This is a genomic window from Streptomyces sp. NPDC051452, from assembly GCF_044454765.1.
Taxonomy (GTDB): domain Bacteria; phylum Actinomycetota; class Actinomycetes; order Streptomycetales; family Streptomycetaceae; genus Streptomyces.
Map to the genome: position 1 here is coordinate 23,586 of NZ_JBITEB010000010.1, position 25,306 is coordinate 48,891.

Below are 25,306 nucleotides of genomic sequence, written 5' to 3' on the forward strand. Positions count from 1 at the left end.
GTCCGGGTACCCGGACGGACGGCGGCCGCGGGGATCTAGGCTTCGTCCTGTACGAGATCCGCTGCGTATGTGCGGTCTGTGGAGTCGTGGAGCCATGGTGGAGTCATGAGGGACGTCCCGTCGAACTTCTGGTCGATCTATCAGCACGGCTTCGCGCGAGTCGCCGCGTGCACGGGCCACACCGCCATTGCCGACCCGCGGGCCAACGCCGAGGCGGTCCTGCGCCACGCGCGCCGGTGCGCGGACGAGGGCGTCGCCGTGGCGGTCTTCCCCGAGCTGGGCCTGTCCGGTTACGCGATCGACGACCTGCTGCTGCAGGACGCGCTGCTCGACGACGTCGAGGCGGCGCTCGCCGACGTGGTCGCCGGCTCCGCCGACCTGCTGCCCGTGCTGGTGGTCGGTGCCCCGCTGCGGCACCGCCAGCAGCTCTACAACTGCGCGGTGATCGTGCACCGGGGCCGGGTCCTCGGTGTCGTCCCCAAGTCGTACCCGCCGAACTACCGGGAGTTCTACGAGCGCCGGCAGATCACCGGCGGCGACGCCGAGCGCGGCGGCACGATCCGGATCGGCGGCGAGCTCGTGCCCTTCGGCGTGGACCTGCTGTTCGAGGCGGCGGACGTCCCCGGTCTGGTGGTGCACGCCGAGGTCTGCGAGGACATGTGGGTGCCGGTGCCGCCGAGCGCCGAGGCGGCCCTCGCGGGCGCGACCGTGCTGCTCAACCTCTCGGGCAGCCCGATCACCGTCGGCCGCGCCGAGGACCGGCGGCTGCTGTGCCGCTCGGCGTCCTCGCGCTGTCTCGCCGCGTACGTCTACGCGGCGGCCGGGCTCGGCGAGTCGACGACCGACCTGTCCTGGGACGGCCAGACCATGATCTACGAGAACGGGCTGCTGCTCGCCGAGACCGACCGCTTCCCGCTCGACGAGCAGTACGCGGTCGCCGACGTGGACCTGGACCTGCTGCGCCAGGAGCGCCAGCGGATGGGCACGTTCGGCGAGAACCGCCGTACCCACGCCGCCCGCACCGGCGACTTCCGCACGGTGCCGTTCGAGCTCGGCCCGCCCACCGCCGACCTGGGGCTGCGCCGCCGCGTCGAGCGGTTCCCGTTCGTGCCCGCCGACCCCGAGCGGCTCGCCCTGGACTGCTACGAGGCCTACAACATCCAGGTCGCCGGGTTGCAGCAGCGGCTCGCGGCGATCGGCGGCCCGAAGGTGGTCATCGGGGTGTCCGGCGGCCTGGACTCCACGCACGCGCTGATCGTCGCCGCCCGGGCGATGGACCGGGCCGGCCGGCCGCGCAGCGACATCCTGGCGTTCACGCTGCCCGGCTTCGCCACCAGCGACCACACCAAGGACAACGCCCACAAGCTGATGCGCGCCCTCGGCGTCACCGCGTCCGAGCTGGACATCACGCCGACGGCACGGCTGATGCTGAAGGAGATCGGCCACCCGTTCGCCTCCGGCGAGCCCGTCTACGACATCACCTTCGAGAACGTCCAGGCCGGCCTGCGCACCGACTACCTGTTCCGGCTTGCCAACCAGCGCGGCGGCATCGTGCTCGGCACCGGTGACCTCTCGGAGCTGGCGCTCGGCTGGTCGACGTACGGCGTCGGCGACCAGATGAGCCACTACAACGTCAACGCCGGCGTGCCCAAGACGCTGATCCAGCACCTGATCCGGTGGGTCGTCAGCAGCGAGCAGTTCGACGCGGAGACCGGCGAGATCCTCACCGCGATCCTGGACACCGAGATCAGCCCGGAGCTGGTGCCGGGCGAGGAGATGCAGTCCACCGAGTCCCGTATCGGGCCGTACGCGCTGCACGACTTCACCCTCTTCCACGTCCTGCGCTACGGCTTCCGCCCGTCGAAGATCGCCTTCCTGGCCTGGCACGCCTGGCACGACCCGGACGCCGGCGCCTGGCCGCCCGGCTTCCCGAAGGCGAAGCGGGTCGCCTACGACCTGGCGGAGATCCGGCGGTGGCTGGAGGTGTTCATCCGCCGCTTCTTCGCGTTCTCCCAGTTCAAGCGCTCGGCCATGCCGAACGGGCCGAAGGTGTCGGCGGGTGGTTCGCTGTCGCCGCGCGGTGACTGGCGGGCCCCCTCCGACGGCAACGCGAACGCCTGGCTGCGCGACCTCGAACGGTTCGACTTCGAAGGCCTCGACGGCGCGCGGGCCGGGGACCGGCCGGTCACGGACACGTCCTCGCGGGTCCCAGCGCCCGAATGACGCGCGCGAGGTCGTCCGGGGCGGCGGCCAGACGTACCCGGGTGCCGGCGTCGTCGAGCTCGGCGACGTGCCAGCCGCGCGGGACGGTGTCGCCGTCGCCGGCCCGGGCGGGCCGCACGCTCGTCACGGTGAGCCGCTCGACCGGGATGCGCCGGGCCGCGAACCGGCCCGGACCGGGGTGCGGTGTCACCGCGGGGCCGCCGTCCCCGAGGACGACGTGGGTGCCGAAGCCGTACGGGTTGTAGTCGGTGTGCTCCAGGAAGCGGGCGGCCACGAACACGTCGCCGCCGGCTGCCGGGGGCGGGGGCGCCGTCCCCGGGTCCTCGGGCGGGCGGCCGCGGGTCGCCCGCCAGGCCCGGACGAACAGCCCCGCGGAGACCAGCGCGCCGGCGGTCCACCACAGGACGGTCCGCGCGGAGCCGAACGGCGTCACGGGGTGGCGGTAGCAGAGCGGCAGCAGCCATGCCCCGGTGCCGGCGAACGCGAGCGCGTACGGCAGCGCCGACGGCACGACCTCGCCGGCGGGCCGCCGGCGCCCACGCAGCCGTAGCAGCACCTGCGCCCCGCAGTAGCCCGCGCCCAGGACCGGCAGCGCCGCGCTCACGGCCACGCTGCCTCCGGTGGTCACGTGCTCGTGCCAGACGTAGTGCGCACCGGCGACCTTCATCACCGCACCGCGCCAGACGGTCAGTTCGACCGGGTCGCCGGCCTCGAACGCCTCGGCGGCCTCGGACGACACGTCCAGCCGCGCGAGCGGCCGGCCGTCGGTGAAGTACAACCGGCTGCGCTGCCTCGGCGGACGGGCCTCGGTCCGCGCGACGACGGCCGGCGCGGTCCACCGGCAGTCCTCGGACGCGTTCACCGGCGCCCGGGCCGGGCAGGGGGGAGCCGCCCGCCACGCCCGCTCGTACGCCGTGGCGTCCGGCACGAACGACGCCGTCACCCCGCCCACCACGAGCAGCAGCACACCAAGCCCCAGCCAGCGCAACCAACCGCTGCCGACGGTGGCATCCGTGACGACTCCGACGCGGCCCGGGCCGGGGATGCCGTACCGGCGGTGCAGTCGGCGCAGCGCGGCCAGCCGCGCGGCGAAGTCCCGGTCACCGCGCGAACCGGTCGCCGGCTGGGGCAACGACCGCCTGCGCCCGTCCCGCAGCACCAGTACGACCCGGCGGCTCCGCCCGCCCCGGCCCAGGTTCCGCTCACGGACGCGCAGTTCGGCGATGTCCCGCCACGGCACACCACGCAGACGCCACAGGGCCCGCCGGCGCACCCCGGACGCGTCCGCGATCACCAGTCCCCTGACCCGGTACAGCGCCCCGACCCCCGGTGCCGCCACGAACAGGCCGACGATCACCCACCCGTCCACCACGCGGCCCGTACACACGACCCGGGCCCCGGCCGACAGCGCACCCGCCGCGCCGATCCCGACCAGGCACCACAACACGGCCTGCCGGCGGGGACGGCAGACGACTTCCGGGTTGTTCATGCGCGCGATTGTGCCGCCGCCCGCGTCCGCTTTCCTGTGCGGGATCCGGCAGTCCGGGAGGGTCGCTCACTGCCGTGTCGTGACGCGCGCTCAGGTGTTCCAGGTCTCGTCGTACGGGTCGCGCGGCACCGGGACCGGTCTCGCCGCGGTGACCCTCAGATAGGGGACGGGGCCGTTGTTGACGGGGTCGTGGGCTAGCCGGGGCGTGTAGGTGCCCGTCACCTCCAGCCAGGCGTCCGGGCGCAGGACGGGGGGCAGCTCGCCGGTCAGGGCGATCTTCACCGGCTGGGCGTCGGCGGCACAGCAGTTGAGGGCCATGCGGACCAGATAGGGGGCGCCGGAGTGGTCCAGGGCGAGGAAGCCGGTGACGCGGACGGGGCGGCCGTGCAGGGAGCGACCGTGGTCGTAGGCCGCCCGGGAGGCGTAGTCGACGACGGAGAGCGGGACCGGATCGCCGGCGGGCAGCGCGGCGTAGGCGTACGGCTTCTGCAGCGCCGTACCGGTGCGCAGGGCGCTGTAGGAGCCGAGGGCCGGCGGGGCGATCAGGATGAGGGCGAGAAGCGGCAGCAACAGCAGCCAGGAGACGCGGGGTTCGGGATGGGCGTGGGCCTGCTCCGTGGTGCCGTCGTGCCGCGGGGCGCCGTCGCGGGCCGATCCGGGCGTCTCGGCGTGCGGTCGGGCGCGGTCACCGGCGGCCTTGGCGCGCTTGCGTTCGTACCAGGCCGTCGCCAGCGCCGCCACGATCAGGACCGCGCCGGAGGCCAGCAGCATGGGGCGCAGGCCCGACTTCACGTAGCGCAGGTAGAGGTCGGTGCTGCCCGCGTGCAGCAGGGCGCCGCCGAGCAGGAACAGGACGGCCGCCTGGGCCTGGCGGTTCACAGCAGCACCGCCCCGGTCAGCACTGCACCGGTGACGGCCAGCGCGAAGGTGGCGGGGGCGAAGCGGAGCGCGAAGGCACGGCCGAAGGTGCCGGCCTGCATCGCGAACAGCTTCAGGTCGATCATCGGGCCCACCACCAGGAACACCAGCTTGGCCGTCGGGGAGAACTGGGTGAGGGAGGCCGCGACGAACGCGTCCGCCTCCGAGCAGATCGACAGCAGGACGGCCAGCACGGCGAGGGCGAGCACGGAGAGCAAGGGGTTGTCGGCGGCCGTGCGCAGCCAGGCCGCCGGAGCCACCGCCTTCAGCGTGGCCGCCGCCATCGCGCCGACGACCAGGAAGCCGCCGGCGTGCATGATGTCGTGGCGGACCGAGTTCCAGAACGTCTCCCCCTTGGTCGCGCCCTCGTGTGCGCCGTGTGCCGGCAGGCGCAGCCAGTCCGTGCGGCCCAGCCGCTGCCACAGCCATCCCATCGCGCACGCCACCAGCAGGCTCGCGAGGAACCGGGCCAGGACCATCTCCGGGTGCCGGGGGAAGGCGACGGCGGTGGCGGTGAGCACGATCGGGTTGATCGCCGGTGCCGAGAGCAGGAAGGCGAGGGCGGCGGCGGGGGTCACGCCCCGGCGGACCAGGGCGCCCGCCACCGGCACGGACGCGCACTCGCAGCCCGGCAGCACCGCGCCCGCGACGCCGGCCACGGGGACGGCCAGGGCTGGGCGGCGCGGGAGGGCGCGGGCGAAGAAGGACGGGGGGACGAACACCGCGATCGCCGCGGAGAGCAGCACCCCGAGGACCAGGAAGGGCAGCGCCTGCACGGTGACCGCGACGAACACCGTCGTCCAGCTCTGCATCAGCGGGGTGCCGAGGGCGCCCCGGATCGGCGACTGGGCCAGCACCACCAGGACCAGCGTCGCGGTCAGCACCAATGGGGAGCTGAGCCGCCGGCCCTCCCGGTCCGAACGGCCCTCCCGGTCCGCGCGGCCGCCGCTGGGCCGTTCGCCATCGGGCCGTTCGCCGTTGGGGCGCGCCGGGGCGGGCGGCGGGACGCCGGGCGGGGCGTCTTCGGTGATGGCCACGAGCGGATACCTCCGGCTGGTTCTCTGCCTCCCCCTGGATACGCGGGCCCGGGCACGGGTGTTCATCGCTTCGCTGGAACCACCGTTCTCCTTGGTGCAGTCTTTCCCCTCGTGGCGAGCGTTCCGTATCAAGGGGGGCCGGGGTCCCCTCCGGCGCACATGGTGGTGTGCGGTGAGGACGGTCTCGCGCATCGGCTGGCCGCCGAGTTGCGCGGGGTCTACGGCGAGCGGGTGACCCTCGTGGTGCCGCCGAACGAACGGACGGCCAGACCACCCGTGGTGGGGCGGGCCCGGGCGGCGTCGGCGGCGCTGTTCGACCGGGTGGTCAACGCCGCGGTCGGCTCCGTCGGCCGCGGCGGGGGCGGTGCGCCCACCCCCGGCGTGGGCGGCGCGGCGGACCCGCGCCGGGACGGGGACCTGGTGTGGGAGGCCACCGAGCCCACCGAGGCCGTGCTCGCCGAGGCCGGGGTGGAGCGGGCGACCGCGCTGGCCCTCGTCTACGACGACGACGAGACCAACATCCGCGCCGCCCTGATCGCCCGCCGGCTCAACCCCGGCCTACGGCTGGTGCTCCGGCTCTACAACCGGCGGCTGGGCCAGCACATCGAGGAACTCCTGGACCAGGTGGCCACACTGGCCGACCGGGACGGCGCCGGCGCGGACGCCTCCACCACCGTGCTCTCCGACGCGGACACCGCCGCGCCCGCCCTGGCCGCCACCGCGGTCGCCGGCACCAGCAAGGTCGTCCAGACCGAGGGGCTGCTGCTGCGCGCCGTGGAGCGGCCGCCGGCCGGGAGCGGGCCGGCGGCGCCCGCCGGGCTGTGCACCCTCGCGCTGCTCTCCGCGCCCGGGACGGACCCCGCGAGCGACGGGCCCGCGGGCAACGGCTCCGACGGCAACGGCGAGCAGGAACCGCGGCTGCTCCCGGACGACGAGGAGGTACGGCGGGCCGGCGGGCGGGCGGCGATCGTGCTGGAGCAGGTGTCGTCGGCGGGCGGCCCCGAGTCGGCGGCGCCCGCCCGCGGGGTGGGAGGCGTACCCCTCGCCTCGCTGTTCTCCCGGCGGCTGCGCTGGTCGCTGGCGGGCAGCGTGGGATGTGTGATCGCGCTCGCCGTCGCGCTGTGGCTGGTCACCGGCACCCATCCACTGAAGGCTTTCTATCTGACGCTGCTGGACCTGTTCGCCATCGACGACCCGGCCATCGGGCAGTCGCTGGGCCGGCAGATCCTGCAACTGCTGTCGGGGCTGGTCGGGTTGCTGCTGCTGCCCGTCCTGCTGGCGGCCGTCCTGGAGGCGCTCGGCACCTTCCGGACCGCCTCCGCCCTGCGCAGACCACCGCGCGGGCTCGGCGGACACGTGGTGCTGCTGGGACTCGGGAAGATCGGCACCCGGGTGCTGACCCGGCTGCGCGAACTGGGCGTTCCCGTGGTGTGCGTGGAAGCCGATCCGGAGGCGCGGGGCCTCGCGGTCGCACGCCGGCTGCGGGTGCCGGTGGTCCTCGGAGACGTCACCCAGGAGGGTGTGCTGGAGTCCGCGAAGATCCACCGGGCCCACGCGCTGCTCGCGGTGACCAGCTCCGACACCACCAACCTGGAGGCGGCGCTGTACGCCCGGACCGTGCGGCCCGACCTGCGCGTGGTGCTGCGGCTGTACGACGACGACTTCGCCACCGCCGTGTACCGGACGCTCAGGGCCGCCTACCCGCTGGCGCTGACCCGCAGCCGCAGCGTGACGCACCTGGCCGCACCGGCGTTCGCCGGTGCGATGCTCGGACGGCAGGTGATGGGGGCGATCGCCGTGGAGCGCAGGGTGCTGCTGTTCGCCGCCGTCGACGTGGCGGGGCATCCGCAGCTGGAGGGCCGCACCGTGCGGGAGGCGTTCCGGGCCGGGTCCTGGCGGGTGCTGGCGCTGGAGGGACGGACCGACACGGCCCCCGGTCATGTGCTGACGAGGGGGGACCGCGTCGTCGTCGCCGCCACCCGCAGGGGGCTCGCCGAGCTGCGGTGACCTCAGGCGGGCAGGTGCCGCCGGGCGAACTCCAGCTCCAGTCTCACCTGCTTGATCCGCTCGTCCACCACCAGCGAGCCGTGCCCGGCGTCGTACCGGTACACCTCGTGCGGCGCGCCGCGCGTCTGGAGGCGCTTGACGTAGTTGTCGACCTGACGGATCGGGCAGCGCGGGTCGTTGACGCCCGCCGAGAGGTAGACCGGGGCCTTGACCTGGTCGACGTAGGTCAGCGGGGAGGAGGCCTCGAAGCGTTCGGGGACCTCCTCCGGGGTGCCGCCCAGCAGGGTGCGGTCCATGGCCTTCAGGGCCTCCATCTCGTCGTGGTACGCCGTGACGTAGTCCGCGACCGGCACCACCGCGATGCCCACCGCCCAGGCCTCCGGCTGGGTGCCGAGGCCGAGCAGGGTGAGATAGCCGCCCCAGGAGGCGCCGGTGAGGACCAGCCGCTCGGGGTCGGCGAGGCCGCTGGAGACGGCCCACTCGCGCACCGCCGCCACGTCCTCCAGCTCGATCAGGCCGACGCGGTGCTTGAGGGCGTCCGTCCAGGCGCGGCCGTAGCCGGTGGAGCCGCGGTAGTTGACGCGGATCACCGCGTAGCCGTGGTCGACCCAGGCGGCCGGGCCGGCGGCGAAGGAGTCGCTGTCGTGCCAGGTCGGGCCGCCGTGCAGATCGAAGACCGTGGGCAGGGGGCCGGTGGCGCCGGCCGGCTTCTGGACCAGGGCGTGGATGCGGCCGCCGGGGCCCTCCACCCACACGTCCTCGACCGCCACCGACGGCGGGCAGGTCAGGCCGGGCGGGGACAGGACGACTCCGCCGGTCGTCGACCGCACCGCCGGCGGTTCGGCGGCCGACGACCACAGGTACTCCACGCTGCCGTCGGTGCGGGCCGTCGCGCCGGAGACCGTGCCGGGCGGGGTGGGGATGCGGGTGAGCCGGTGGGTGGCCAGGTCGAGGCGGAAGAGCTCGCTGCGGGCCTCGAAGCCGTGCTCGACGAGCAGGGCCGAGCCGTCCGGGTACCACTCGGCGCCGACGTCTCCGGGCAGGTCCAGGGCGAGGTCCGTCTCCGTGCCCGCTGCCACGTCCCACACCAGCGGCTCCCAGCGGCCCCGGCGCTGGTGGCCGATGAGCAGACGGGTGTCGCCCTCGACGGGGGCGAACCCGAGCACCTCCAGGCCCAGCTCCTCGCTGCCGCCCTTGGTGTCGTCCAGCTCGGCGACCGTCGAGCCGTCCGGGCGCAGCACGCGCAGCGCCGCGTGCATGGCGTCGCCGTGCTCGGTGTGTTCGAGGGCGATCAGGGAGCCGTCGTAGGAGAGGTCGCCGACGTTCGCGGACTCGCGGTGCCGGTAGATCTCGACCGGGTCCTCACCCGTGCGCGCGAGGTGGACGGTCGAGCCCTCCTCGTCCGTGGAGCGGCCGACGACCGCCGTGCGGCCGTCGCGGGCCAGGGCCAGGCCGGCCGGGTAGGAGGGAGCGAGGCCGGGCACCGCCGGTTCGTCCGCACCGCCGGTGAAGGGCTGGCGGCGCCAGATACCGAACTCGTCGCCGTCCTTGTCGTCGAACCACCAGATCCAGGCGCCGTCCGGGGTGAGCACCCCGTCCGTCGTGCCGTTCGGCCGGTCCGTCACCTGGCGCTGGGCGCCGGTGGCACGGTCCCAGGCGTACAGCTCGTACGTGCCCGTCGCGTTCGACACGAACAGGGAGCGGTCCGGTGCGTCGTCCGCCCAGTCGGGCAGTGACACCCGCGGCGCCCGGAAGCGCTTCTCCCAATCCGGCATGTCCGGTGTGTCCGGCGTACTGCTCTCACTCATGGCCCCAGTCATGCGCCCATAGTGCCTGGCCGCGCCGACAATCGGGGGACGGGTGTGCGCAGCCTGTGGATAACTTCGCGGCCACGGGCGCCGGGGCCGGCCTCGGCGCCGTCCCCCGAAGGGGGCCGACAACCGCCCCGCGGGCCGGGCCGGGGCGCGGGCGCCGTACCGTGGAGGGCGTGTACCGGTTTCTGCTGACACCCCGCTGGTGGGGCATCAACGTCTTCGTGCTGCTCGCCATCCCGTTCTGCGTCTTCATGGGGTCCTGGCAGCTGAGCCGGTTCGAGGGGCGGGTGCAGGAACACCGCGCCGCGACCGAGCAGGCCGCCTCCGACGGACACGAGAGGGCGCGGCCGCTGGACGGCATGCTGCCCGTCGACAAGAGCACATCGGGGCGGCGGGTCACCGCGAGCGGCCACTACGGCAGGCAGCTGCTCGTGCCGGGCCGGGAGCTGGACGACAGGCGCGGCTTCTACGTGCTCACCCTGCTGCGCACCGACTCCGGCAAGGCCCTGCCCGTGGTCCGGGGCTGGCTGCCCGGTACGGCGGACGCGGCCAAGGCCCCCGCGCCGCCCGCCGGTGAGGTCACCGTCACCGGCGCGCTGCAGGCCTCCGAGACCCCGGGGGACAACGGGGTCGGCGCGCAGGGCGGACTCGCCGCCGGGCAGACGTCGGCGATCAGCTCGGCGTCGCTGGTGAACCTGGTGCCGTACAAGCTGTACGACGCCTGGATCACCCTGGACCGGGCCGACTCGGGGATGAAGGCGGTGCCCGCGACCGCACCGGACGGGACGGGGCTGGACCTGAAGGCGTTCCAGAACCTCGGTTACACCGGGGAGTGGTTCGTCTTCGCCGGGTTCGTGGTCTTCATGTGGTTCCGGCTGCTGCGGCGCGAGGTGGAGTTCCAGCGGGACGCCGCGCTCGGCCTGGTCCCGGACGAGGCGGAGCGGGCACCGGCCATCAGCGGCTGACAGCACCGGCCGTCGGCGGCCGACCGACCGCGGGGGCCGCACGCGCGGTTCCCGCGGCCGGGACCAGGCCTCGCGCCGGCGGTACGTCACGCGCCGGGGAGTACTCCCGTGTAGTACACCGTCCCCGCGCACTCCTTGGGTACGACCGTGGACGCCGTCGGGGAGCCCGGCTGGGCCGCGTGGGTGATCAGGACGTCGCCGTCGGCCGTACCGTCCTCGGTGAGCAGCTGGGTGCCGGTGCCGGAGGTCGCGCCGCCGGTGCCCGTGGCGCCGGAGGCACCGGTGTCCCCGGTGGGCGTCGGGTCGGGGGTCGGGTCGCCGGGGTCCGGGCCGCCGGTGCTGCCGCCACCGGTGGTGGGACAGGTCTCCGAGGGCACGAAGGCGAACTTCTCCTCGTAGGCCGAACCCGGCTGCAGGACCAGTGCCGAGACCTCCAGGGAGGGATCGGGCAGGTTGGTCGCCGCGTCCCCCGCCGTGTGCCGGACCCGGGTGATCTTGGCCGGGTCGGCGGCGCCCTGCGCGGTGGCGCCGATGGTGCCCGCGCCGCTGACGGTACAGGCGTCGGCGGAGACGTTGGCGACCCGGAAGGTGCCGTAGACGATGCCCGCCGAGTCGGGGGCGTCGGCCGTCCCGGTGGCGGAGCCCAGCTGGGCGGCCGTGCACAGCGGAGCGCCCGTGGCCAGGGTCGACGTGGGGTCGGCGGCGCCGCCGGTGGAGCCGGGACCGCCGCCCCTGGTGCCCTTGTCGTCGGGCTTGCCGGTCTCCTTGCCGGGCTGGACGTCCGTGCTGCCGGTCTCCCGCGGGCCGGCCGACGGGCTGCCCGTGGCCTTGTCGTGGCCGCCGCCGCCGTGTGCCTGGGAGGACTGGCCGGCGATGGCGGTGTTGGGGTCGGTGCCGCCACCGGCGGAGACGTGGACGAGGGCCGGGATCGCCGTACCGATGAACAGGGCCGCGGCGGCCATGCCGACGGCGGCCTGCCGCTTGCGGGCCCGCCGGGCGGGGACGGCCCGGCGCAGCCGGTCGAGGGTGTCGCCGCTCGGCGCGATGTCGTCCACCGCGGAGTGCAGCATGCGCCGCAGGACCTGTTCGTCCGAGTCGAACCCGTCGAGGTCGGGGCCGGGCCCCTCGGGGCCCTTGGCATCGGGGCCGTGGTTCACAGTTCCGTTCCCAGCGTGCGATTGCGTGTGCTCTTGCTCGTGCGGCTTCGCCGGCGCGTGCCGGCCGGGGTCCTCGTGGCTCCGATCGCGGTGGCGTGCGTCGGAATCACCCTCTCGGCGCGCCCGCTCATGCCAGAGCCGCCATGGTGACCCGCAGGGCGGCGATGCCCCGCGAGCCGTACGCCTTCACCGACCCCAGGGAGATGCCGAGGCTCTCGGCGACCTGCGCCTCGGTCATGTCCGCGAAGTAGCGCAGCACGAGGACCTCGCGCTGGCGGCGCTGCAGCCCCTTCATCGCCTGGATGAGGTCGCGCCGCTCCAGCTGGTCGTAGGCGCCCTCCTCCGCGCTCGCCATGTCCGGCATCGGCTTGGAGAGCAGCTTCAGGCCGAGGATGCGGCGGCGCAGCGTGGAGCGGGAGAGGTTGACGACCGTCTGGCGGAGGTAGGCCAGCGTCTTCTCGGGGTCGCGGACGCGCTTGCGGGCCGAGTGGACGCGGATGAACGCCTCCTGCACGACGTCCTCGCAGGAGGCGGTGTCGTCCAGGAGGAGCGCCGCGAGGCCCAGCAGCGAACGGTAGTGCGCCCGGTAGGTCTCGGTGAGGTGGTCGACGGTGGTGCCGGCGGCCGCCGCCTCGGCCTCCTCGGCGCCGTCACGCTGACTGGGTATGCGGGCGGGCCGCGCTGCGGGCATGGGCGCGATCACCGGCATGCCGCCGGACGCGCGGGGCCGGAGCACCGCGCGGGGCGGCCGCAGAGCCGTGCCGCGGGCCGTTGGGAGTTCGAGAACCTCTGCCACGCCAGTTGGACACGCTTCCCCCCGCCAGGGTTGTACGTGCCGGGCGTCACAAGTGCGACAACCGACGGTGCCTCAAGTGCCGTCATGCGCCCCGCTCTTCCGCTATATCCCATTTTGAACGGGCGTCCCCACGCCCTGATCACGGCGTCCCCACGCCAGGATCATCACGTCCCCCAGGTCCCGTAAAGGGTGACCGCAAAGACGCTCCCCGCCGTGCGCGCGGTTGCGCAGGGCGGGGAGGAAATCCTCTGCTGTCACAGGGCCCGGTTCAAGTGGTCCGGACCATGCTCCTGGACACATTTCTTACGGAGATCCTACAAAGCGGGTCCACGGCGGGATAGTGGATCGGTGCGGTCGGGGCCGACCACCACGGTCAGGACCACTCCGCCGCGATCAGCTCCGCGATCTGCGCGGTGTTCAGGGCGGCCCCCTTGCGCAGGTTGTCGCCGCACACGAAGAGTTCGAGCGCCGTCGGGTCGTCCAGCGCCCGCCGCACCCGGCCGACCCAGGTCGGGTCGGTGCCCACCACGTCGGCCGGGGTGGGGAACTCGCCGGCGGCCGGGTTGTCGCACAGCACCACGCCGGGCGCGGTGGCGATGATCTCGCGGGCGCCGTCGACGGTCACGTCGCCCTGGAAGCGGGCGTGGACGGTCAGCGAATGCGTGGTGACCACCGGCACCTGGACACAGGTCACGGCGACCGGCAGCGCCGGCAGTCCGAGGATCTTGCGGGACTCGTCCCGCACCTTCATCTCCTCCGACGACCAGCCGTCCTCCCGGAGCGATCCCGCCCAGGGGACGACGTTCAGTACGACCGGCTCGGGGAAGGGACCGGTGTCGTCGCCGACGGCCCGCCGCACATCGCCGGGCTTGGTCCCCAGGTCCGTGCCGGCGACCAGCGCCAGCTGGGACCTGAGCGTCTCCACTCCGGCCCGCCCGGCCCCGCTCACCGCCTGATACGACGACACCACCAGCTCGCGCAGCCCGAACTCGGCGTGCAGCGCGCCCAGGGCGACGATCATCGTCAGGGTCGTGCAGTCGGGATTGGCGACGATCCCGCGCGGGCGGGTCCGTACCGCGTGCGCGTTGACCTCGGGCACCACGAGCGGCACCTCGGGGTCGAGCCGGAAGACGGCCGAGTTGTCGACGACGACGGCACCGCTCTCGGCGGCGAGCGGCGCCCACTCGGCGGCGACCTCGTCGGGGACGTCGAACAGGGCGATGTCCACCCCGGCGAACGCCTCCCGCGTCAGGGCCACCACCTCGACCTCCTCGCCGCGCACGGCGAGCTTGCGGCCGACCGAGCGGGGCGAGGCGATCAGACGGATCTCGCCCCAGATGTCCGCCCGCTGGGACAGGATCTGGAGCATGACCGCGCCGACGGCCCCGGTCGCTCCCACGACCGCGAGCGTCGGCTTGCGGGTCGGTGCCATCAGCGGCCCGTGCCTCCGTAGACGACGGCCTCGTCGGTGTCGGAGTCGAGCCCGAAGGCGCTGTGCACGGCGCGGACGGCCTCCGGCACGTCGTCCTTGCGGGTGACGACCGAGATGCGGATCTCGGACGTCGAGATCAGCTCGATGTTCACGCCCGCGTCGGACAGCGCCTCGAAGAAGGAGGCGGTGACACCCGGGTTGGTCTTCATTCCGGCGCCGACCAGGGAGATCTTGCCGATCTGGTCGTCGTAGCGCAGCGAGTCGAAGCCGATGCCGGGCCGGTTGCGCTCCAGCGCGTCGATGGCCTTGCGGCCCTCGGTCTTCGGCAGCGTGAAGGAGATGTCCGTCAGGCCCGTGGAGGCGGCGGACACGTTCTGCACGACCATGTCGATGTTGATCTGGGCGTCGGCGATGGTCCGGAAGATCGCGGCGGCCTCGCCCGGCTTGTCCGGCACGCCGACGACCGTGATCTTGGCCTCGGAGGTGTCGTGTGCGACACCGGAGATGATGGCCTGCTCCACCTTCTGGTCCCCAATCGGCTCACTGCTGACCCACGTGCCCTGAAGTCCGCTGAAGCTGGACCGGACGTGGATCGGGATGTTGTAGCGGCGGGCGTACTCCACACAGCGGTGGAGCAGCACCTTGGAGCCGGACGCCGCGAGCTCCAGCATGTCCTCGAAGGAGATCCAGTCGATCTTCTTCGCCTTCTTCACCACGCGCGGGTCGGCGGTGAACACGCCGTCCACGTCGGTGTAGATCTCGCAGACCTCGGCGTCGAGGGCGGCGGCGAGCGCCACGGCCGTCGTGTCGGACCCACCGCGCCCCAGCGTGGTGATGTCCTTCTTGTCCTGGCTGACGCCCTGGAAGCCGGCGACGATGGCGATGTTGCCCTTGTCCAGGGAGTCGCGGATCCGGCCCGGCGTGACGTCGATGATCCGGGCTTTGTTGTGGACCGAGTCGGTGATGACGCCTGCCTGGCTGCCGGTGAACGACTGCGCCTCGTGGCCCAGGTTCTTGATCGCCATCGCCAGCAGGGCCATGGAGATACGCTCTCCGGCGGTCAGCAGCATGTCGAACTCCCGGCCGGCAGGCATCGGTGACACCTGCTCGGCGAGATCGATCAGCTCGTCCGTCGTGTCGCCCATCGCGGAAACGACGACGACAACCTGGTTGCCGTTCTTCTTCGCTTCCACGATCCGCTTGGCGACGCGCTTGATGCCCTCGGCATCGGCTACGGAGGAGCCTCCGTACTTCTGCACGACAAGGCCCACTTGCGCTCCTCGCTCGGTTCGTTTGTGTCGGCTCAGTCTATCGAGCGTCCGAATTCCACCACCCTGCTCCCGCATGGTGAGACATGCGGTGAACGGGGCGGAGGGATCTCGTCCGCTCGAATTCGGAACCTGCCCCGCGAGAGCCGCCCCACGCCGAACGTGCCCCGGCTCACAGTGCCCGGGGCCGCGCACCGACCGGAGCCGGGCCCGCACGGGCCGGCCGAGTCGCTACTTGCCCTGCCGGATGCCCAACGGGTCGCCGATCTCCTGCGCCATCACCCGGCCCGCCTCGAACTCCAGGGTCTCGTCCCCGAGGTCCGCCTGGTCGGTGTCGAGGCCGTCCAGCTCCTCCAGGGGCTGGTTGAGGCGGACGTGGATCAGCACGGACTGCAGGGCGCGCAGGACCGCGGAGGCGGTGGGTCCCCAGTTGGAGAAGTAGGAGAACTGCCACCACCACAGGGCCTCGGTGGTGCGGCCCGCGCGGTAGTGGACCATGCCGTGACGCAGCTCGGTGATGATGTCGGCGAGGTCGTCCGAGATCCGGGCCGGCACGGGGGCCTTGCGGGGCTCGTAGGGGTCGAAGACCTCCGAGTAGACGTCGACGGGGTCCAGCAGCCGGGCGAGGTTCTCGCGAAGGTCGTCCACGTCCGGCTCCGGGCCCGGATCGGGCTCGTAACGGTCGTCGGGGACGATGTCCTCGTGGGCGCCGAGCCGGCCTCCGGCCAGCAGGAGCTGGGAGACCTCCAGAAGGAGGAAGGGGACCGCCGATTCGGGTTCGTCGCCCTTCGCCACCTCGGTGACGGCCACCAGGAAGCTCTCGACCTGGTCCGCGATCTGGACCACGAAGTCGTCCGGGTTCTGCGTCGTGTCGTGCAGCGTGGCGTCAGACATCTAGGAGTCGTCTCCCCTCGAAGGCGCGGCCGAGGGTGACCTCGTCCGCGTATTCCAGGTCGCCGCCCACCGGGAGGCCGCTGGCCAGGCGGGTGACCTTCAGGCCCATGGGCTTGATCATGCGAGCGAGGTACGTGGCCGTGGCCTCGCCCTCCAGGTTGGGGTCGGTGGCCAGGATCAGCTCCGTGACCGTCCCGTCGGCCAGTCTCGCGAGGAGCTCTCTGATCCGCAGGTCGTCGGGGCCCACACCCTCGATGGGGCTGATCGCCCCGCCGAGGACGTGGTAGCGGCCGCGGAACTCACGGGTGCGCTCGACGGCGACGACGTCCTTGGGCTCCTCGACCACACAGATCACCGACGGGTCGCGGCGGCTGTCCCGGCAGATGTTGCACAGCTCCTCCTGCGCCACGTTGCCGCAGACCGCGCAGAACCGGACCTTCGCCTTGACCTCCAGGAGCGCCTGCGCGAGCCGCTTCACATCCGTCGGCTCCGCCTGCAGGACGTGGAAGGCGATCCGCTGCGCGCTCTTGGGACCGACGCCGGGCAGCCGCCCCAACTCGTCGATGAGGTCCTGGACCACGCCTTCGTACAACGGATTGCCCTTCCTGGAGACCTTTCGGTACGTACCGTAGTTGGCTGCCGCCTTCCCTAGGAAGGCGGCGGGGGTGTCCCGCCGATGGCGAACACCGAAACGGTCGGCGCCTGAAGGAGGTCAGAAGGGCAGACCCGGGATGCCGGTGCCGCCGCCCAGCCCCTGGGCCAGGGGGCCCAGCTTCTGCTGCTGCAGCGCCTGCGCGTTCTCGTTGGCCGCCTGTACGGCCGCCACGATCAGGTCGGCGAGGGTCTCGGTGTCCTCCGGGTCCACCGCCTTCGGGTCGATCTTGAGCCCGCGCAGCTCACCGGAACCGGTGACGGTGGCCCGCACCAGGCCGCCGCCCGCCTGCCCGTCGACCTCCGTGTTCGCCAGTTCCTCCTGCGCCCGCTGCAGGTCCTGCTGCATCTTCTGGGCCTGCTGGAGCAGCTGCTGCATGTTGGGCTGGCCACCACCGGGGATCACGATCAGCTCCTTGCCGTCTTCACCGCTGTTCTCTCCGCTGTGCACGAGCCTACGTGGTCCACGCGGCCATCGCCCCGCCACTCTTTCGAGTGAGAACCATGGCAGTCCTATACCTGATCAAGGCCCTCTTACGGGCGGAAAAGCCAGGAAAGTTCCTTCTCGGCCACCCATTGGGCGGTAGGAAGGGGGCCGCGCGTCGGCATGGAATGTCACGCAACGCGACCGGTCGTGATCAGTAGGGAGTGCCGGGTGGGTCAGCCGGAGATGCAGCCCGAGGGTCCTCCTCAGGACGGGCGGGGCGAGGGGGCGGCCGGGCTGCGGCCGGGCGATCTGCCCGGGCGGGCCTTCCCGCTCGGGGACTGGGGGGAGCCGGCCGAGCGGCTCGACGAGCTGTACCGCTGGGTGGAGCGCGGGGCGCTGCAGACGACGTCCTGGTACCTGCGCGACCGGGTGTGGAAGCGGCGCGGCGCCCGGGTACTGCGGGCCGGCACGGCGGCGGGCGCCGTGGCCGGGGCCGCGCTGCCCCTGATGGACCTCACCGGGGCGGTCCGGGGGGTGGCGCCCTGGGGCTGTCTGGCACTGCTGCTCGGGGCCGCCTGCGTCGGCGTCGACCGCTTCTTCGGGATCACCTCCGGCTGGATGCGGGACGTGGCGACCGCACAGGCGGTGCAGCGGCGGCTACAGGCGTTGCAGTTCGACTGGGCCTCGGAGAGCGTGCGGGAGGTTCTGGGGCCGGCGGACGGCACGGCGAGCGAGGCGGCGGAGCGGTGCCTGAGTGTGCTGCGGCGCTTCTCCGAGGAGGTCACGGAGCTGGTGCGGACGGAGACGACCGACTGGATGGTGGAGTTCCGCACCGGCTCGGCCCCACTCGGCATCCAGACGGCGGTGGCGTCCGTGCCGCGCCAGGAGCACGGCGGGCCGGGCGGCCGGCTGCCCCTGCCCCCGGCGAACGGCTCCCGCCCGAACATGCCCCGACAGCGCCCCCCGGAGCCCCGCTAGGGCCTGGGCCCGCCTCGGGGTGCGCCAGGGCCCCGCCAACCGGTCACCATCTGCCGTAGGTCAGGCTTTCCGCGCCGCCGCGCTTCGCCCGTTTCAGCCGGCCGCCCGGCAGCAGCGTGACCTCGGTGGCCGCGCCGGGAGAGCAGGCGGAGGCGGGCCCACCGGCGGTGACGGTGGACGGCCCGAACTCCAGCGGGCCACCGGCGGCGGGCCGCTCGGTGAGTTCGGCCTCGAAGACACAGTGGTACGTCCCGCCACCTCCGGTCGGCCCGTCCGCGACCAGCTTGAGCACGGGGTCGCCGACCTCGCCCTGCCGGATGGTCAGCTCGCGGGTGTCGGAGCCGGCGTCGTCGACCGTGGTCCGCCAGCTGCCCAGATAGGCCGCCGGCACCGCGCCTGGGGACGGTGACGTCTCCACCGGGCCGGGTGCCCCCGACTTGGCTCCGGTCGGCGGTGGGGAGGCGGGGGCGGTGGCGGGTGCGGTGCCGGCCGGGCCGGTGCCCTGGTCGCCGGTGACGCCGTTCTTCATCAGCGCGTACACCGTGCCGCCCGCGCCGAGCGCCACGACTAGCGCGATCACGATGAGCAGCGCGGTGGACCGGCCGTCGCGCCGCTCCGGCTCGTCCCCCGCCCCGGCCTTCGGCCCGTACGGCGCAGTGGCACCGAGCGCCCCGTCCACGCCCCAGCCGTACCCGGCCTGTCGGGGGTGCTGGCGCGGATGCCCGTACGCCCCGGCCATGACGGGCGACGCGCTCGCCGGCACGGACGGCGGGAACCCCCCGTCGCCCACGGCACCGTGCTCACTCGCGCCGTCCCCGAGCGGATCCGCAGCGCCCCCCGCCGAAGCACCCGGACCCCGCGGATCCGCAGGACCCTCAGAGCTCTCGGAGTCCTCGGAGCCCTCGGGACCGTCCGGGCCCTCCGGATCCTCCGCCTCCAGCAACCGCACCGCGTGCCGTCCCAGCTGCGCCACCAGCGACCCCGGCAGCCACGGGTCCCGGGACCGTCCCCCGGACACCGTGTCGTCCGCCCCCGTCCGCTCCAGGATCACGTCCAGCGTGGGCCGGGCCCCGGGATCCTTGCGAAGGCAGTCCCGCACCAGGTCGGCGATCCCCTCCGGCACCCCCGACAGATCCGGCTCCTCCTGGGCGATCCGGAACATCAGCGCGTGCACACCGCTGTCGGCCGGCCCGAAGGGCAGCGACCCGGTCGCCGCATAGGTCAGCACGGACCCCAGACAGAACACGTCGCACGCCGGCGTGATCCGGTCCCCCCGCACCTGCTCGGGCGCCATGAACCCGGGCGAACCGACCAGCGACCCGGTCCGGGTGAGGCCCTCGCCACCCGGGGACGTCTCCTCCAGCGCCCGCGCGATCCCGAAGTCGATCACCCGCGGCCCGTCGATGGTGATCAGCACGTTCGACGGCTTGAGATCCCGGTGCACGATCCCCGCCGCGTGGATGTCCTTGAGCGCGAGCGCGAGCCCCGCCGCCAGGATGCGCACCGACCGCTCGGGCAGTGCCCCGTGGTCGTGCCCCACCACCTGCTGCAGGCTCGGCCCGGCGACGTACCCGGTCGCCACCCACGGCACCGGCGCCTCGGTGTCCGCGTCCAGCACGGGCGCGGTCCAGTACCCGCCGACCCGGCGCGCCGCCCGCACCTCCTGGCGGAACCGCGCCCGGAACTCCTCGCGCGCGGCCAGTTCCTCGCGGACCACCTTCACGGCGGCGGTGCGTCCCCGGTCCGACCGGGCCAGATAGACGTTGCCCATGCCGCCCGCGCCCAGCCGCGCCAGCAGCCGGTAGCCCCCGACGCGGCCGTCGGCTCCGCCCGGGAGGAACCCCGCCTGATCCCCGGGTCCCCGCTTCTCCATCCCGCGCCGCCTTCCCCCCGTAGGTGTGCAACGGCCCGAGAATAGTGCGGCCGTACGAGCGGGACGGGCGGGCCGGTGTCCACGGTCGCGAAACGGGCCCGGCGGCCGCCGAGGGGTGAGCGGCGTCGACAATCTGTCGCGGAAACCCCCTGTCCAGGGAACAAGACGCCGATGTCGCTTCCGCATGGCGGACATTTACGCTCGCGGGCATGACCCCTCAGCCCCACCCCGACGCCGGCGCCGCAGTGAAGGCCGCGGACCGCGCGCACGTCTTCCACTCCTGGTCCGCCCAGGACCTCATCGACCCGCTCGCCGTCGCCGGCGCCGAGGGGTCGTACTTCTGGGACTACGACGGCACGCGCTACCTGGACTTCACCAGCGGACTCGTCTACACCAACATCGGCTACCAGCACCCCAAGGTCGTCGCGGCGATCCAGGAGCAGGCCGCGACGATGACGACCTTCGCGCCCGCGTTCGCCGTCGAGGCGCGCTCGGAGGCGGCCAGGCTGATCGCCGAGCGGACCCCCGGCGACCTGGACAAGATCTTCTTCACCAACGGCGGCGCCGACGCCGTCGAGCACGCCACGCGCATGGCCCGGCTGCACACGGGCCGCCCGAAGGTGCTCTCCGCCTACCGCTCCTACCACGGCGGCACCCAGCAGGCCGTCAACCTCACCGGTGACCCGCGCCGCTGGGCCTCCGACAGCGGCAGCGCCGGTGTCGTGCACTTCTGGGCGCCCTTCCTCTACCGCTCCCGCTTCTACTCCGAGACCGAGGAGCAGGAGAGCGCGCGAGCCCTGGAGCACCTCGAGACGACGATCGCCTTCGAGGGCCCCGCGACGATCGCCGCGATCATCCTGGAGACCATCCCCGGCACCGCCGGGATCATGGTCCCGCCGCCCGGGTATCTGGCCGGGGTGCGCGAGCTGTGCGACAAGTACGGGATCGTCTTCGTGCTGGACGAGGTGATGGCCGGGTTCGGCCGGACCGGCGAGTGGTTCGCGGCCGACCTGTTCGACGTCACCCCCGACCTCCTGACCTTCGCCAAGGGCGTGAACTCGGGCTATGTGCCGCTCGGCGGTGTCGCGATCTCCGCCGAGATCGCCGAGACCTTCGGCAAGCGCCCCTACCCCGGCGGCCTGACCTACTCCGGCCACCCGCTGGCCTGCGCCGCCGCCGTCGCCACGATCAACGTGATGGCGCAGGAGGGCGTGGTCGAGAACGCCAAGCGGCTCGGCGAGACGGTCGTCGGCCCCGGCCTCGCCGACCTGGCGGCGCGCCACCCGAGCGTCGGCGAGGTGCGCGGGACCGGCATGTTCTGGGCGCTGGAGCTGGTGAAGAGCCGGGAGACCCGTGAGCCGCTGGTGCCCTACAACGCGGCCGGCGAGGCGAACGCCCCCATGGCCGCCTTCGCCGCCGCCGCCAAGCGGCACGGGCTGTGGCCGTTCGTGAACATGAACCGCACCCATGTGGTGCCGCCGTGCAACGCCGACGAGGCGGAGCTGAAGGAGGGCCTGGCCGCCCTCGACGCCGCGCTCGGCGTCGCCGACGAGTACACGGTGTAACCAGCGGTACACGGCCGCGCGCCGCCGTCCCCGCGAGCGTAGCTCGGCTGCCGAGGGGACGATCCGAACGCGTAAGGTGACGTGCTCGTAAGACATACATACTCGCGTCATCAGCGAGTACGTACGAGTACCCGCGAGTACGTCACCCGGACGCTGAGGAGAGGCCCGGACGATGCCCGGCAACTTCGCCGTGACGCGCAGCACCCTGCGCCGGCAGATCGCGGACGCGCTGCGTGACGAGGTACTGGCCGGGCGGCTGCGGCCGGGCCGGGCGTTCACCGTCAAGGAGATCGCCGACCAGTTCGGCGTCTCGGCCACCCCCGTCCGCGAGGCGCTGGTCGACCTGTCCGCGCAGGGCATCCTGGAGGCCGACCAGCACCGCGGGTTCCGCGTGCCCGAGTACTCCGTCGCCGACTACCGGAACATGATCGAAGCCCGCGGCCTGGTCACCGAGGGTATGTTCCAGACCCTCGTCCGCGGTCATCCCGCCTTCCGCACCGCGCCGGACGACCCGCGCACCGCCGCCGCGCTGGCCACCGTGCGCCGCCGTGGCGAGGAGGCCCAGCGTGCCGCGGCGGCCGGTGACCTCACCATCCTCATCGGCTACGACCTGCGGTTCTGGCGTGAGTTGAGTGCCCTGTTCGGCAACCCCTACCTCGCCGACTTCCTGGACCGGCTGCGTGTGCAGTCCTGGGTCTGCGCGGTCCAGCACCTGCTGCGCCTGCCCGACCTGCGCGGCCGGCTGTGGGCCGGACACAACGAGCTGGTCGACGCGCTGGCCCGGCGCGAGGCCGAGACGGCCCGGCGGCTCGTGGCCGCCGCCAACGCCCACTCGCTGGCCATGCTGGAACAGCTGGCCGACGGGTAGGTGTCGGCTGGGGCCGCGGGGGAGCGGCACCGGGGCCACAGCGACTACCCTTCCCTGACCACCTGCTGCCGTGCGTGACCGTACGCCTGCCGATGCGAGGAGTCCTCTTTTGGCCTGTGACCTGTGGCTGGTACCGCTCGTCGACGTGTTGTGCCATACCCCGGACAACCCGTTCGCCGAGGAACTCGCGCAATACAACAAGGCGCTGGGCGAGGCCGGGCTCCCGCCGGTGCCGGTGTACCAGTACATGCCCGGGCTGTCCGGCGACGTCGCGCCGGTGGCCGGCTTCGACTACGACGCCCTGCACTTCCTGCGCCGGGTCTATCTGCTCCAGGTCTGCGGCCTTCCGGTGACCCCGGTGGACGAACTGGGCGGTGACTACGAGCAGTTGCTGGAGATGTTCGAGACCACGGCGCAGCAGTCCCACCTGGTGTGGCACTACGACCACGCGGGCGCCTATGTCCCCGTGGACTTCCCGCATCCGCTGTCGAACGACGAACTCCTGGCGGGCGGCGGCCCCTTGGGCTCCGCACAGACGCTGCTCAGGGAGCTCCAGTACGTCGCCCCGGCGATCGGCATCGACCCGGCCAACCCCCCGGCGCCCCCCGAGCCGCCCGCCGCGCCGACCGAGCTGGAGGAACCGGCCGTGCCGGCGCCCTACGACCCGAGCCCCTTCGCCCGCGAACGGCATGTGTGGCTGGGCCTGCACGCGGCGGCCACCCGCTCCCTGGCCCAGGGCTCGATGATCGTGTTCAGCTGAACACTCCCTCCCCCGGGCGACCACGCGAGCATCACGCGGGCCCTCGCGGGATCGACCCGCAGTCGATAACCGATCACCTGCTCCGCGAGACACGAGGGCCGCCGGGGTTCGCCCCGGCGGCCCTAGTGCGTCGCGTCACCGGCGTCAGAACACCGGCGTGCCGTCCTGCGTCAGCTTCCAGTTCGTGACCGCGAAGTCCGCCGGGTCGAGGGACTTCTTCGCGGTGACGTAGTCGATCATCAACTGGCGGATCTCGTTCGTCGAGCTGTAGGCGGTCTCGGCCGCCGCGATGTGCGGGTAGCCCGAACCACCGTTGGCCCGGTAGTTGTTGACGGCGACGACGAAGACCTGGTCGTCGGCGACCGGGGCCCCGTCGTAGGTGAGGTTCTTGATCCGGGAGCCCTCGGCCTGGGCGATGTCGATGTCGTACGAGACACCCGCCGCCGTGTCGTACATGTAGTCCCAGAAGTTGTTGGCGTTCGTGAGGGTGGCGGTGTCCACCTTCGTGCCGGCCGGGACCTGGTGGTAGTACTTCGCCGCGTACTCCAGGTAGTCCTTGAGCTGCGCGCCCGTCAGCTTCTTGCCGTACAGGGTGTTGTCGTAGATGTAGAGCCCGGCGATGTCCTTGATGGTGACGCTGCCCTGGGGGATGTCGGCCGTGCGGCTGAAGGGCGCCGCGACCGAGATCAGCGGTAGTGCCGCGTCGGCCGCGGACAGGCCCGACTTCACGCTGTCCGCCTGGACCTTGTGGATGAAGTCCATGATCGGCACGTCCTTCCAGCAGGACTCCGCCGCCGAGAGGTCGGCCGTGCAGGTGCCGACGGCCGTGTTGACGTACTTCACGACCAGGTCGTGGTCGGCCCGCAACAGCTCCTTGATCTCCGGGTCCTCCGCCACGCCGTTCGGGTTCAGGGTCTGGGCCCTCTTGCCCGTCACCTTCCACTGGCCGTGGTGGAGTTCGAGGTCGAAGTCGAAGACGCTCAGCCGGTAGCCCCAGCAGTACGGCTCGGAGAGCAGGACGTCCTCGCCGGTCTCGGCGTTCTTCACGGTGTAGGAGGGGACCTCGACGTGGGTGTGGCCGACCAGGATGGCGTCGATCCCCGGTACCTGCTCGGCGACGAGGTTGGAGGCGTTCTCCACGTACGGCAGCTCGTCGCCGTAGGAGGAGGAGCCGTCCAGGCCGGAGTGGTCGGTCAGGAAGACGACATCGCAGCCGAGGGCGCGCAGCCGGGGCACGTACTTCCTCGCCTGCTCCACCAGGCCGGGGAAGACCATCCTGCCGCTGACGTTGTCCTTGTCCCACAGGGCGATGCCGGGGTTGGTCAGGCCGAGGATGCCGACCTTGATGTCGGGCGCGCCGGGCACCCGGATCCGCTTGACGGTGTAGGGCTGGAAGGCGGGCCGGAGCGTCTTGGCGTCCAGCGCGTTCGCGCCGAGCAGCGGGAAGTGGCACTGCTCCTCGAACTTGCGCAGCACCTCGATGCCGTAGTTGAACTCGTGGTTGCCGAGGGCGGCGGCGTCGTAGCGCATGTGGTTCATGGCGACGGCCATCGGGTGCCGGGGGCCGTGCTTGCCGCCGGTGCCGGTGATCGGGTCGACGCGCGCGAAGTAGTAGGCGAGCGAGGTGCCCTGGATGATGTCGCCGGCGTCGACGAGCAGGACCCGGTGCTCGCCCTTGGCCGCGCGCTGCTGCTTGATGAGCGTGGCGACCCGGGCCACGCCCACGGAGTTGCCGGCCTTGTCGCTGTAGGCCTTGTCCGAGTAGTAGTCCCAGTCGAAGACGTGGCTGTGCAGGTCGGTGGTGCCGAGGACGGAGAACGACCAGGTGCGCGGCGCCTTTTCGCGGCGGTGCCCGCCCTCGGCGGCCTGCGCGGTGCCGGCGCCGACGCTCCCGGCGGCGGCCACCGCCGCACCGGTGACGGCCGACTTCTTCACGAACTCCCGGCGGTTCATGGGACTGAGGGTCATTCAAGGCTCCTGCGGCTGGAGTTGGCGGTGAGCGGCGGCGGTACGGTGCGGTGCGGAGGCTACCCGCGTAGATGCTGCTCGCGCCCACCAGCCCCGAGAACCAGGAAATGGCCATGTCCAGGTCAAGGATGAGTCAGGTCGCCGGTTGTCGGGAACAGCGGGCGAACGGCAGGTGTCACAAGCGGCCGACGAGAAGAAGACTTCGAAGGTGAGTGG

Annotated in this window: 20 protein-coding genes; 7 read left to right on the forward strand and 13 right to left on the reverse strand. The window is 72.8% G+C overall.

Going from position 1 to position 25,306, the window contains the following annotated elements; translation table 11 throughout:
• The first annotated feature begins 105 nt into the window (after positions 1 to 105).
• The gene (locus ACIBA9_RS22825; protein WP_399365642.1) at positions 106 to 2,223 is read left to right on the forward strand and encodes an NAD(+) synthase; all 2,118 of its coding nucleotides are present in this window, start codon (positions 106 to 108) and stop codon (positions 2,221 to 2,223) included.
• Here ACIBA9_RS22825 and ACIBA9_RS22830 read toward each other — a convergent pair.
• From ACIBA9_RS22830 to ACIBA9_RS22840, 3 genes are all read right to left on the reverse strand, one after another.
• On the reverse strand, positions 2,186 to 3,712 hold the full coding sequence (locus ACIBA9_RS22830; RefSeq protein ID WP_399365644.1) for a PH domain-containing protein: 1,527 nt from the start codon (positions 3,710 to 3,712) through the stop codon (positions 2,186 to 2,188). The two genes, ACIBA9_RS22825 and ACIBA9_RS22830, sit on opposite strands and share 38 nt — an antisense overlap.
• A 90-nt stretch (positions 3,713 to 3,802) precedes the next feature.
• Positions 3,803 to 4,591, reverse strand: coding sequence for a TIGR03943 family putative permease subunit (locus ACIBA9_RS22835; RefSeq protein WP_399365646.1), 789 nt, complete (start codon positions 4,589 to 4,591; stop codon positions 3,803 to 3,805).
• Entirely contained in the window at positions 4,588 to 5,667 is a 1,080-nt protein-coding gene (locus ACIBA9_RS22840; RefSeq protein WP_399365648.1) for a permease, read from the reverse strand. Before ACIBA9_RS22840 ends, ACIBA9_RS22835 begins: the two co-directional genes overlap by 4 nt.
• A 159-nt stretch (positions 5,668 to 5,826) precedes the next feature.
• On the opposite strand from ACIBA9_RS22840, the gene ACIBA9_RS22845 reads away from it, so the two are divergent.
• Positions 5,827 to 7,674 (forward strand): NAD-binding protein, encoded by a 1,848-nt coding sequence (locus tag ACIBA9_RS22845; protein ID WP_399365650.1) that lies wholly within the window; start codon positions 5,827 to 5,829, stop codon positions 7,672 to 7,674.
• Positions 7,675 to 7,676: 2 nt separating this feature from the next.
• Here ACIBA9_RS22845 and ACIBA9_RS22850 read toward each other — a convergent pair whose 3' ends face one another.
• Positions 7,677 to 9,482 (reverse strand): S9 family peptidase, encoded by a 1,806-nt coding sequence (locus tag ACIBA9_RS22850; RefSeq protein WP_399365652.1) that lies wholly within the window; start codon positions 9,480 to 9,482, stop codon positions 7,677 to 7,679.
• 179 nt (positions 9,483 to 9,661) lie between these two features.
• Between ACIBA9_RS22850 and ACIBA9_RS22855 the strand changes: the two genes are divergently transcribed.
• Entirely contained in the window at positions 9,662 to 10,453 is a 792-nt protein-coding gene (locus ACIBA9_RS22855) for an SURF1 family protein (protein ID WP_399365654.1), read from the forward strand.
• An 86-nt stretch (positions 10,454 to 10,539) separates the two neighbouring features.
• Here ACIBA9_RS22855 and ACIBA9_RS22860 read toward each other — a convergent pair whose 3' ends face one another.
• From ACIBA9_RS22860 to ACIBA9_RS22890, 7 genes are all read right to left on the reverse strand, one after another.
• On the reverse strand, positions 10,540 to 11,610 hold the full coding sequence (locus ACIBA9_RS22860) for a hypothetical protein (RefSeq protein ID WP_399365656.1): 1,071 nt from the start codon (positions 11,608 to 11,610) through the stop codon (positions 10,540 to 10,542).
• A gap of 127 nt (positions 11,611 to 11,737) precedes the next feature.
• Positions 11,738 to 12,406, reverse strand: coding sequence for a SigE family RNA polymerase sigma factor (locus ACIBA9_RS22865; protein ID WP_399365658.1), 669 nt, complete (start codon positions 12,404 to 12,406; stop codon positions 11,738 to 11,740).
• A gap of 373 nt (positions 12,407 to 12,779) precedes the next feature.
• A complete protein-coding gene (locus tag ACIBA9_RS22870; RefSeq protein WP_399365660.1) occupies positions 12,780 to 13,838 on the reverse strand; it encodes an aspartate-semialdehyde dehydrogenase in 1,059 nt (352 codons plus the stop codon).
• Complete coding sequence (locus tag ACIBA9_RS22875) at positions 13,838 to 15,109, reverse strand: aspartate kinase (protein ID WP_362150037.1); 1,272 nt, start codon at positions 15,107 to 15,109, stop codon at positions 13,838 to 13,840. The genes ACIBA9_RS22870 and ACIBA9_RS22875 overlap by 1 nt, the downstream gene beginning before the upstream one ends.
• Positions 15,110 to 15,337: 228 nt before the next feature.
• Positions 15,338 to 16,000 (reverse strand): DUF5063 domain-containing protein, encoded by a 663-nt coding sequence (locus ACIBA9_RS22880; RefSeq protein WP_399365662.1) that lies wholly within the window; start codon positions 15,998 to 16,000, stop codon positions 15,338 to 15,340.
• Positions 15,993 to 16,592: a recombination mediator RecR gene (recR, locus tag ACIBA9_RS22885; RefSeq protein WP_362150035.1), complete on the reverse strand. Its 600-nt coding sequence runs from the start codon at positions 16,590 to 16,592 to the stop codon at positions 15,993 to 15,995. Before recR ends, ACIBA9_RS22880 begins: the two co-directional genes overlap by 8 nt.
• Before the next feature lie 120 nt (positions 16,593 to 16,712).
• A complete protein-coding gene (locus ACIBA9_RS22890; protein ID WP_362150468.1) occupies positions 16,713 to 17,057 on the reverse strand; it encodes a YbaB/EbfC family nucleoid-associated protein in 345 nt (114 codons plus the stop codon).
• A 249-nt stretch (positions 17,058 to 17,306) separates the two neighbouring features.
• Between ACIBA9_RS22890 and ACIBA9_RS22895 the strand changes: the two genes are divergently transcribed.
• Positions 17,307 to 18,056 carry an SLATT domain-containing protein gene (locus ACIBA9_RS22895; RefSeq protein ID WP_399365664.1) on the forward strand — a complete coding sequence of 250 codons (750 nt, stop codon included), beginning with the start codon at positions 17,307 to 17,309 and terminating at the stop codon, positions 18,054 to 18,056.
• A gap of 43 nt (positions 18,057 to 18,099) precedes the next feature.
• Here the strand turns inward: ACIBA9_RS22895 and ACIBA9_RS22900 are convergent, their stop codons facing one another.
• Complete coding sequence (locus tag ACIBA9_RS22900; protein ID WP_399365666.1) at positions 18,100 to 19,929, reverse strand: serine/threonine-protein kinase; 1,830 nt, start codon at positions 19,927 to 19,929, stop codon at positions 18,100 to 18,102.
• 209 nt (positions 19,930 to 20,138) lie between these two features.
• Here ACIBA9_RS22900 and ACIBA9_RS22905 point away from each other — a divergent pair, with 209 nt between their 5' ends.
• From ACIBA9_RS22905 to ACIBA9_RS22915, 3 genes are all read left to right on the forward strand, one after another.
• Complete coding sequence (locus ACIBA9_RS22905) at positions 20,139 to 21,494, forward strand: aspartate aminotransferase family protein (protein ID WP_399365668.1); 1,356 nt, start codon at positions 20,139 to 20,141, stop codon at positions 21,492 to 21,494.
• Between the two features lie 172 nt (positions 21,495 to 21,666).
• Positions 21,667 to 22,362, forward strand: a complete 696-nt coding sequence (locus ACIBA9_RS22910; RefSeq protein ID WP_399365670.1) for a GntR family transcriptional regulator — start codon at positions 21,667 to 21,669, stop codon at positions 22,360 to 22,362.
• Positions 22,363 to 22,471: 109 nt separating this feature from the next.
• On the forward strand, positions 22,472 to 23,122 hold the full coding sequence (locus ACIBA9_RS22915; RefSeq protein ID WP_399365672.1) for a hypothetical protein: 651 nt from the start codon (positions 22,472 to 22,474) through the stop codon (positions 23,120 to 23,122).
• A 144-nt stretch (positions 23,123 to 23,266) separates the two neighbouring features.
• On the opposite strand, the gene ACIBA9_RS22920 is transcribed toward ACIBA9_RS22915, so the two are convergent.
• Entirely contained in the window at positions 23,267 to 25,090 is a 1,824-nt protein-coding gene (locus tag ACIBA9_RS22920; protein WP_399365674.1) for a bifunctional metallophosphatase/5'-nucleotidase, read from the reverse strand.
• Positions 25,091 to 25,306: the final 216 nt, after the last annotated feature.

Bases quoted from the DNA above. Each gene is read 5' to 3' on its own strand.
- ACIBA9_RS22905 (WP_399365668.1), top strand. From the start codon at position 20,139: ATGACCCCTCAGCCCCACCCCGACGCCGGCGCCGCAGTGAAGGCCGCG.
- ACIBA9_RS22910 (WP_399365670.1), top strand. From the start codon at position 21,667: ATGCCCGGCAACTTCGCCGTGACGCGCAGCACCCTGCGCCGGCAGATC.
- ACIBA9_RS22845 (WP_399365650.1), top strand. From the start codon at position 5,827: ATGGTGGTGTGCGGTGAGGACGGTCTCGCGCATCGGCTGGCCGCCGAG.
- ACIBA9_RS22825 (WP_399365642.1), top strand. From the start codon at position 106: ATGAGGGACGTCCCGTCGAACTTCTGGTCGATCTATCAGCACGGCTTC.
- ACIBA9_RS22870 (WP_399365660.1), bottom strand. From the start codon at position 13,838: ATGGCACCGACCCGCAAGCCGACGCTCGCGGTCGTGGGAGCGACCGGG.
- ACIBA9_RS22880 (WP_399365662.1), bottom strand. From the start codon at position 16,000: ATGTCTGACGCCACGCTGCACGACACGACGCAGAACCCGGACGACTTC.
- ACIBA9_RS22900 (WP_399365666.1), bottom strand. From the start codon at position 19,929: ATGGAGAAGCGGGGACCCGGGGATCAGGCGGGGTTCCTCCCGGGCGGA.
- ACIBA9_RS22850 (WP_399365652.1), bottom strand. From the start codon at position 9,482: ATGAGTGAGAGCAGTACGCCGGACACACCGGACATGCCGGATTGGGAG.
- ACIBA9_RS22830 (WP_399365644.1), bottom strand. From the start codon at position 3,712: ATGAACAACCCGGAAGTCGTCTGCCGTCCCCGCCGGCAGGCCGTGTTG.
- ACIBA9_RS22920 (WP_399365674.1), bottom strand. From the start codon at position 25,090: ATGACCCTCAGTCCCATGAACCGCCGGGAGTTCGTGAAGAAGTCGGCC.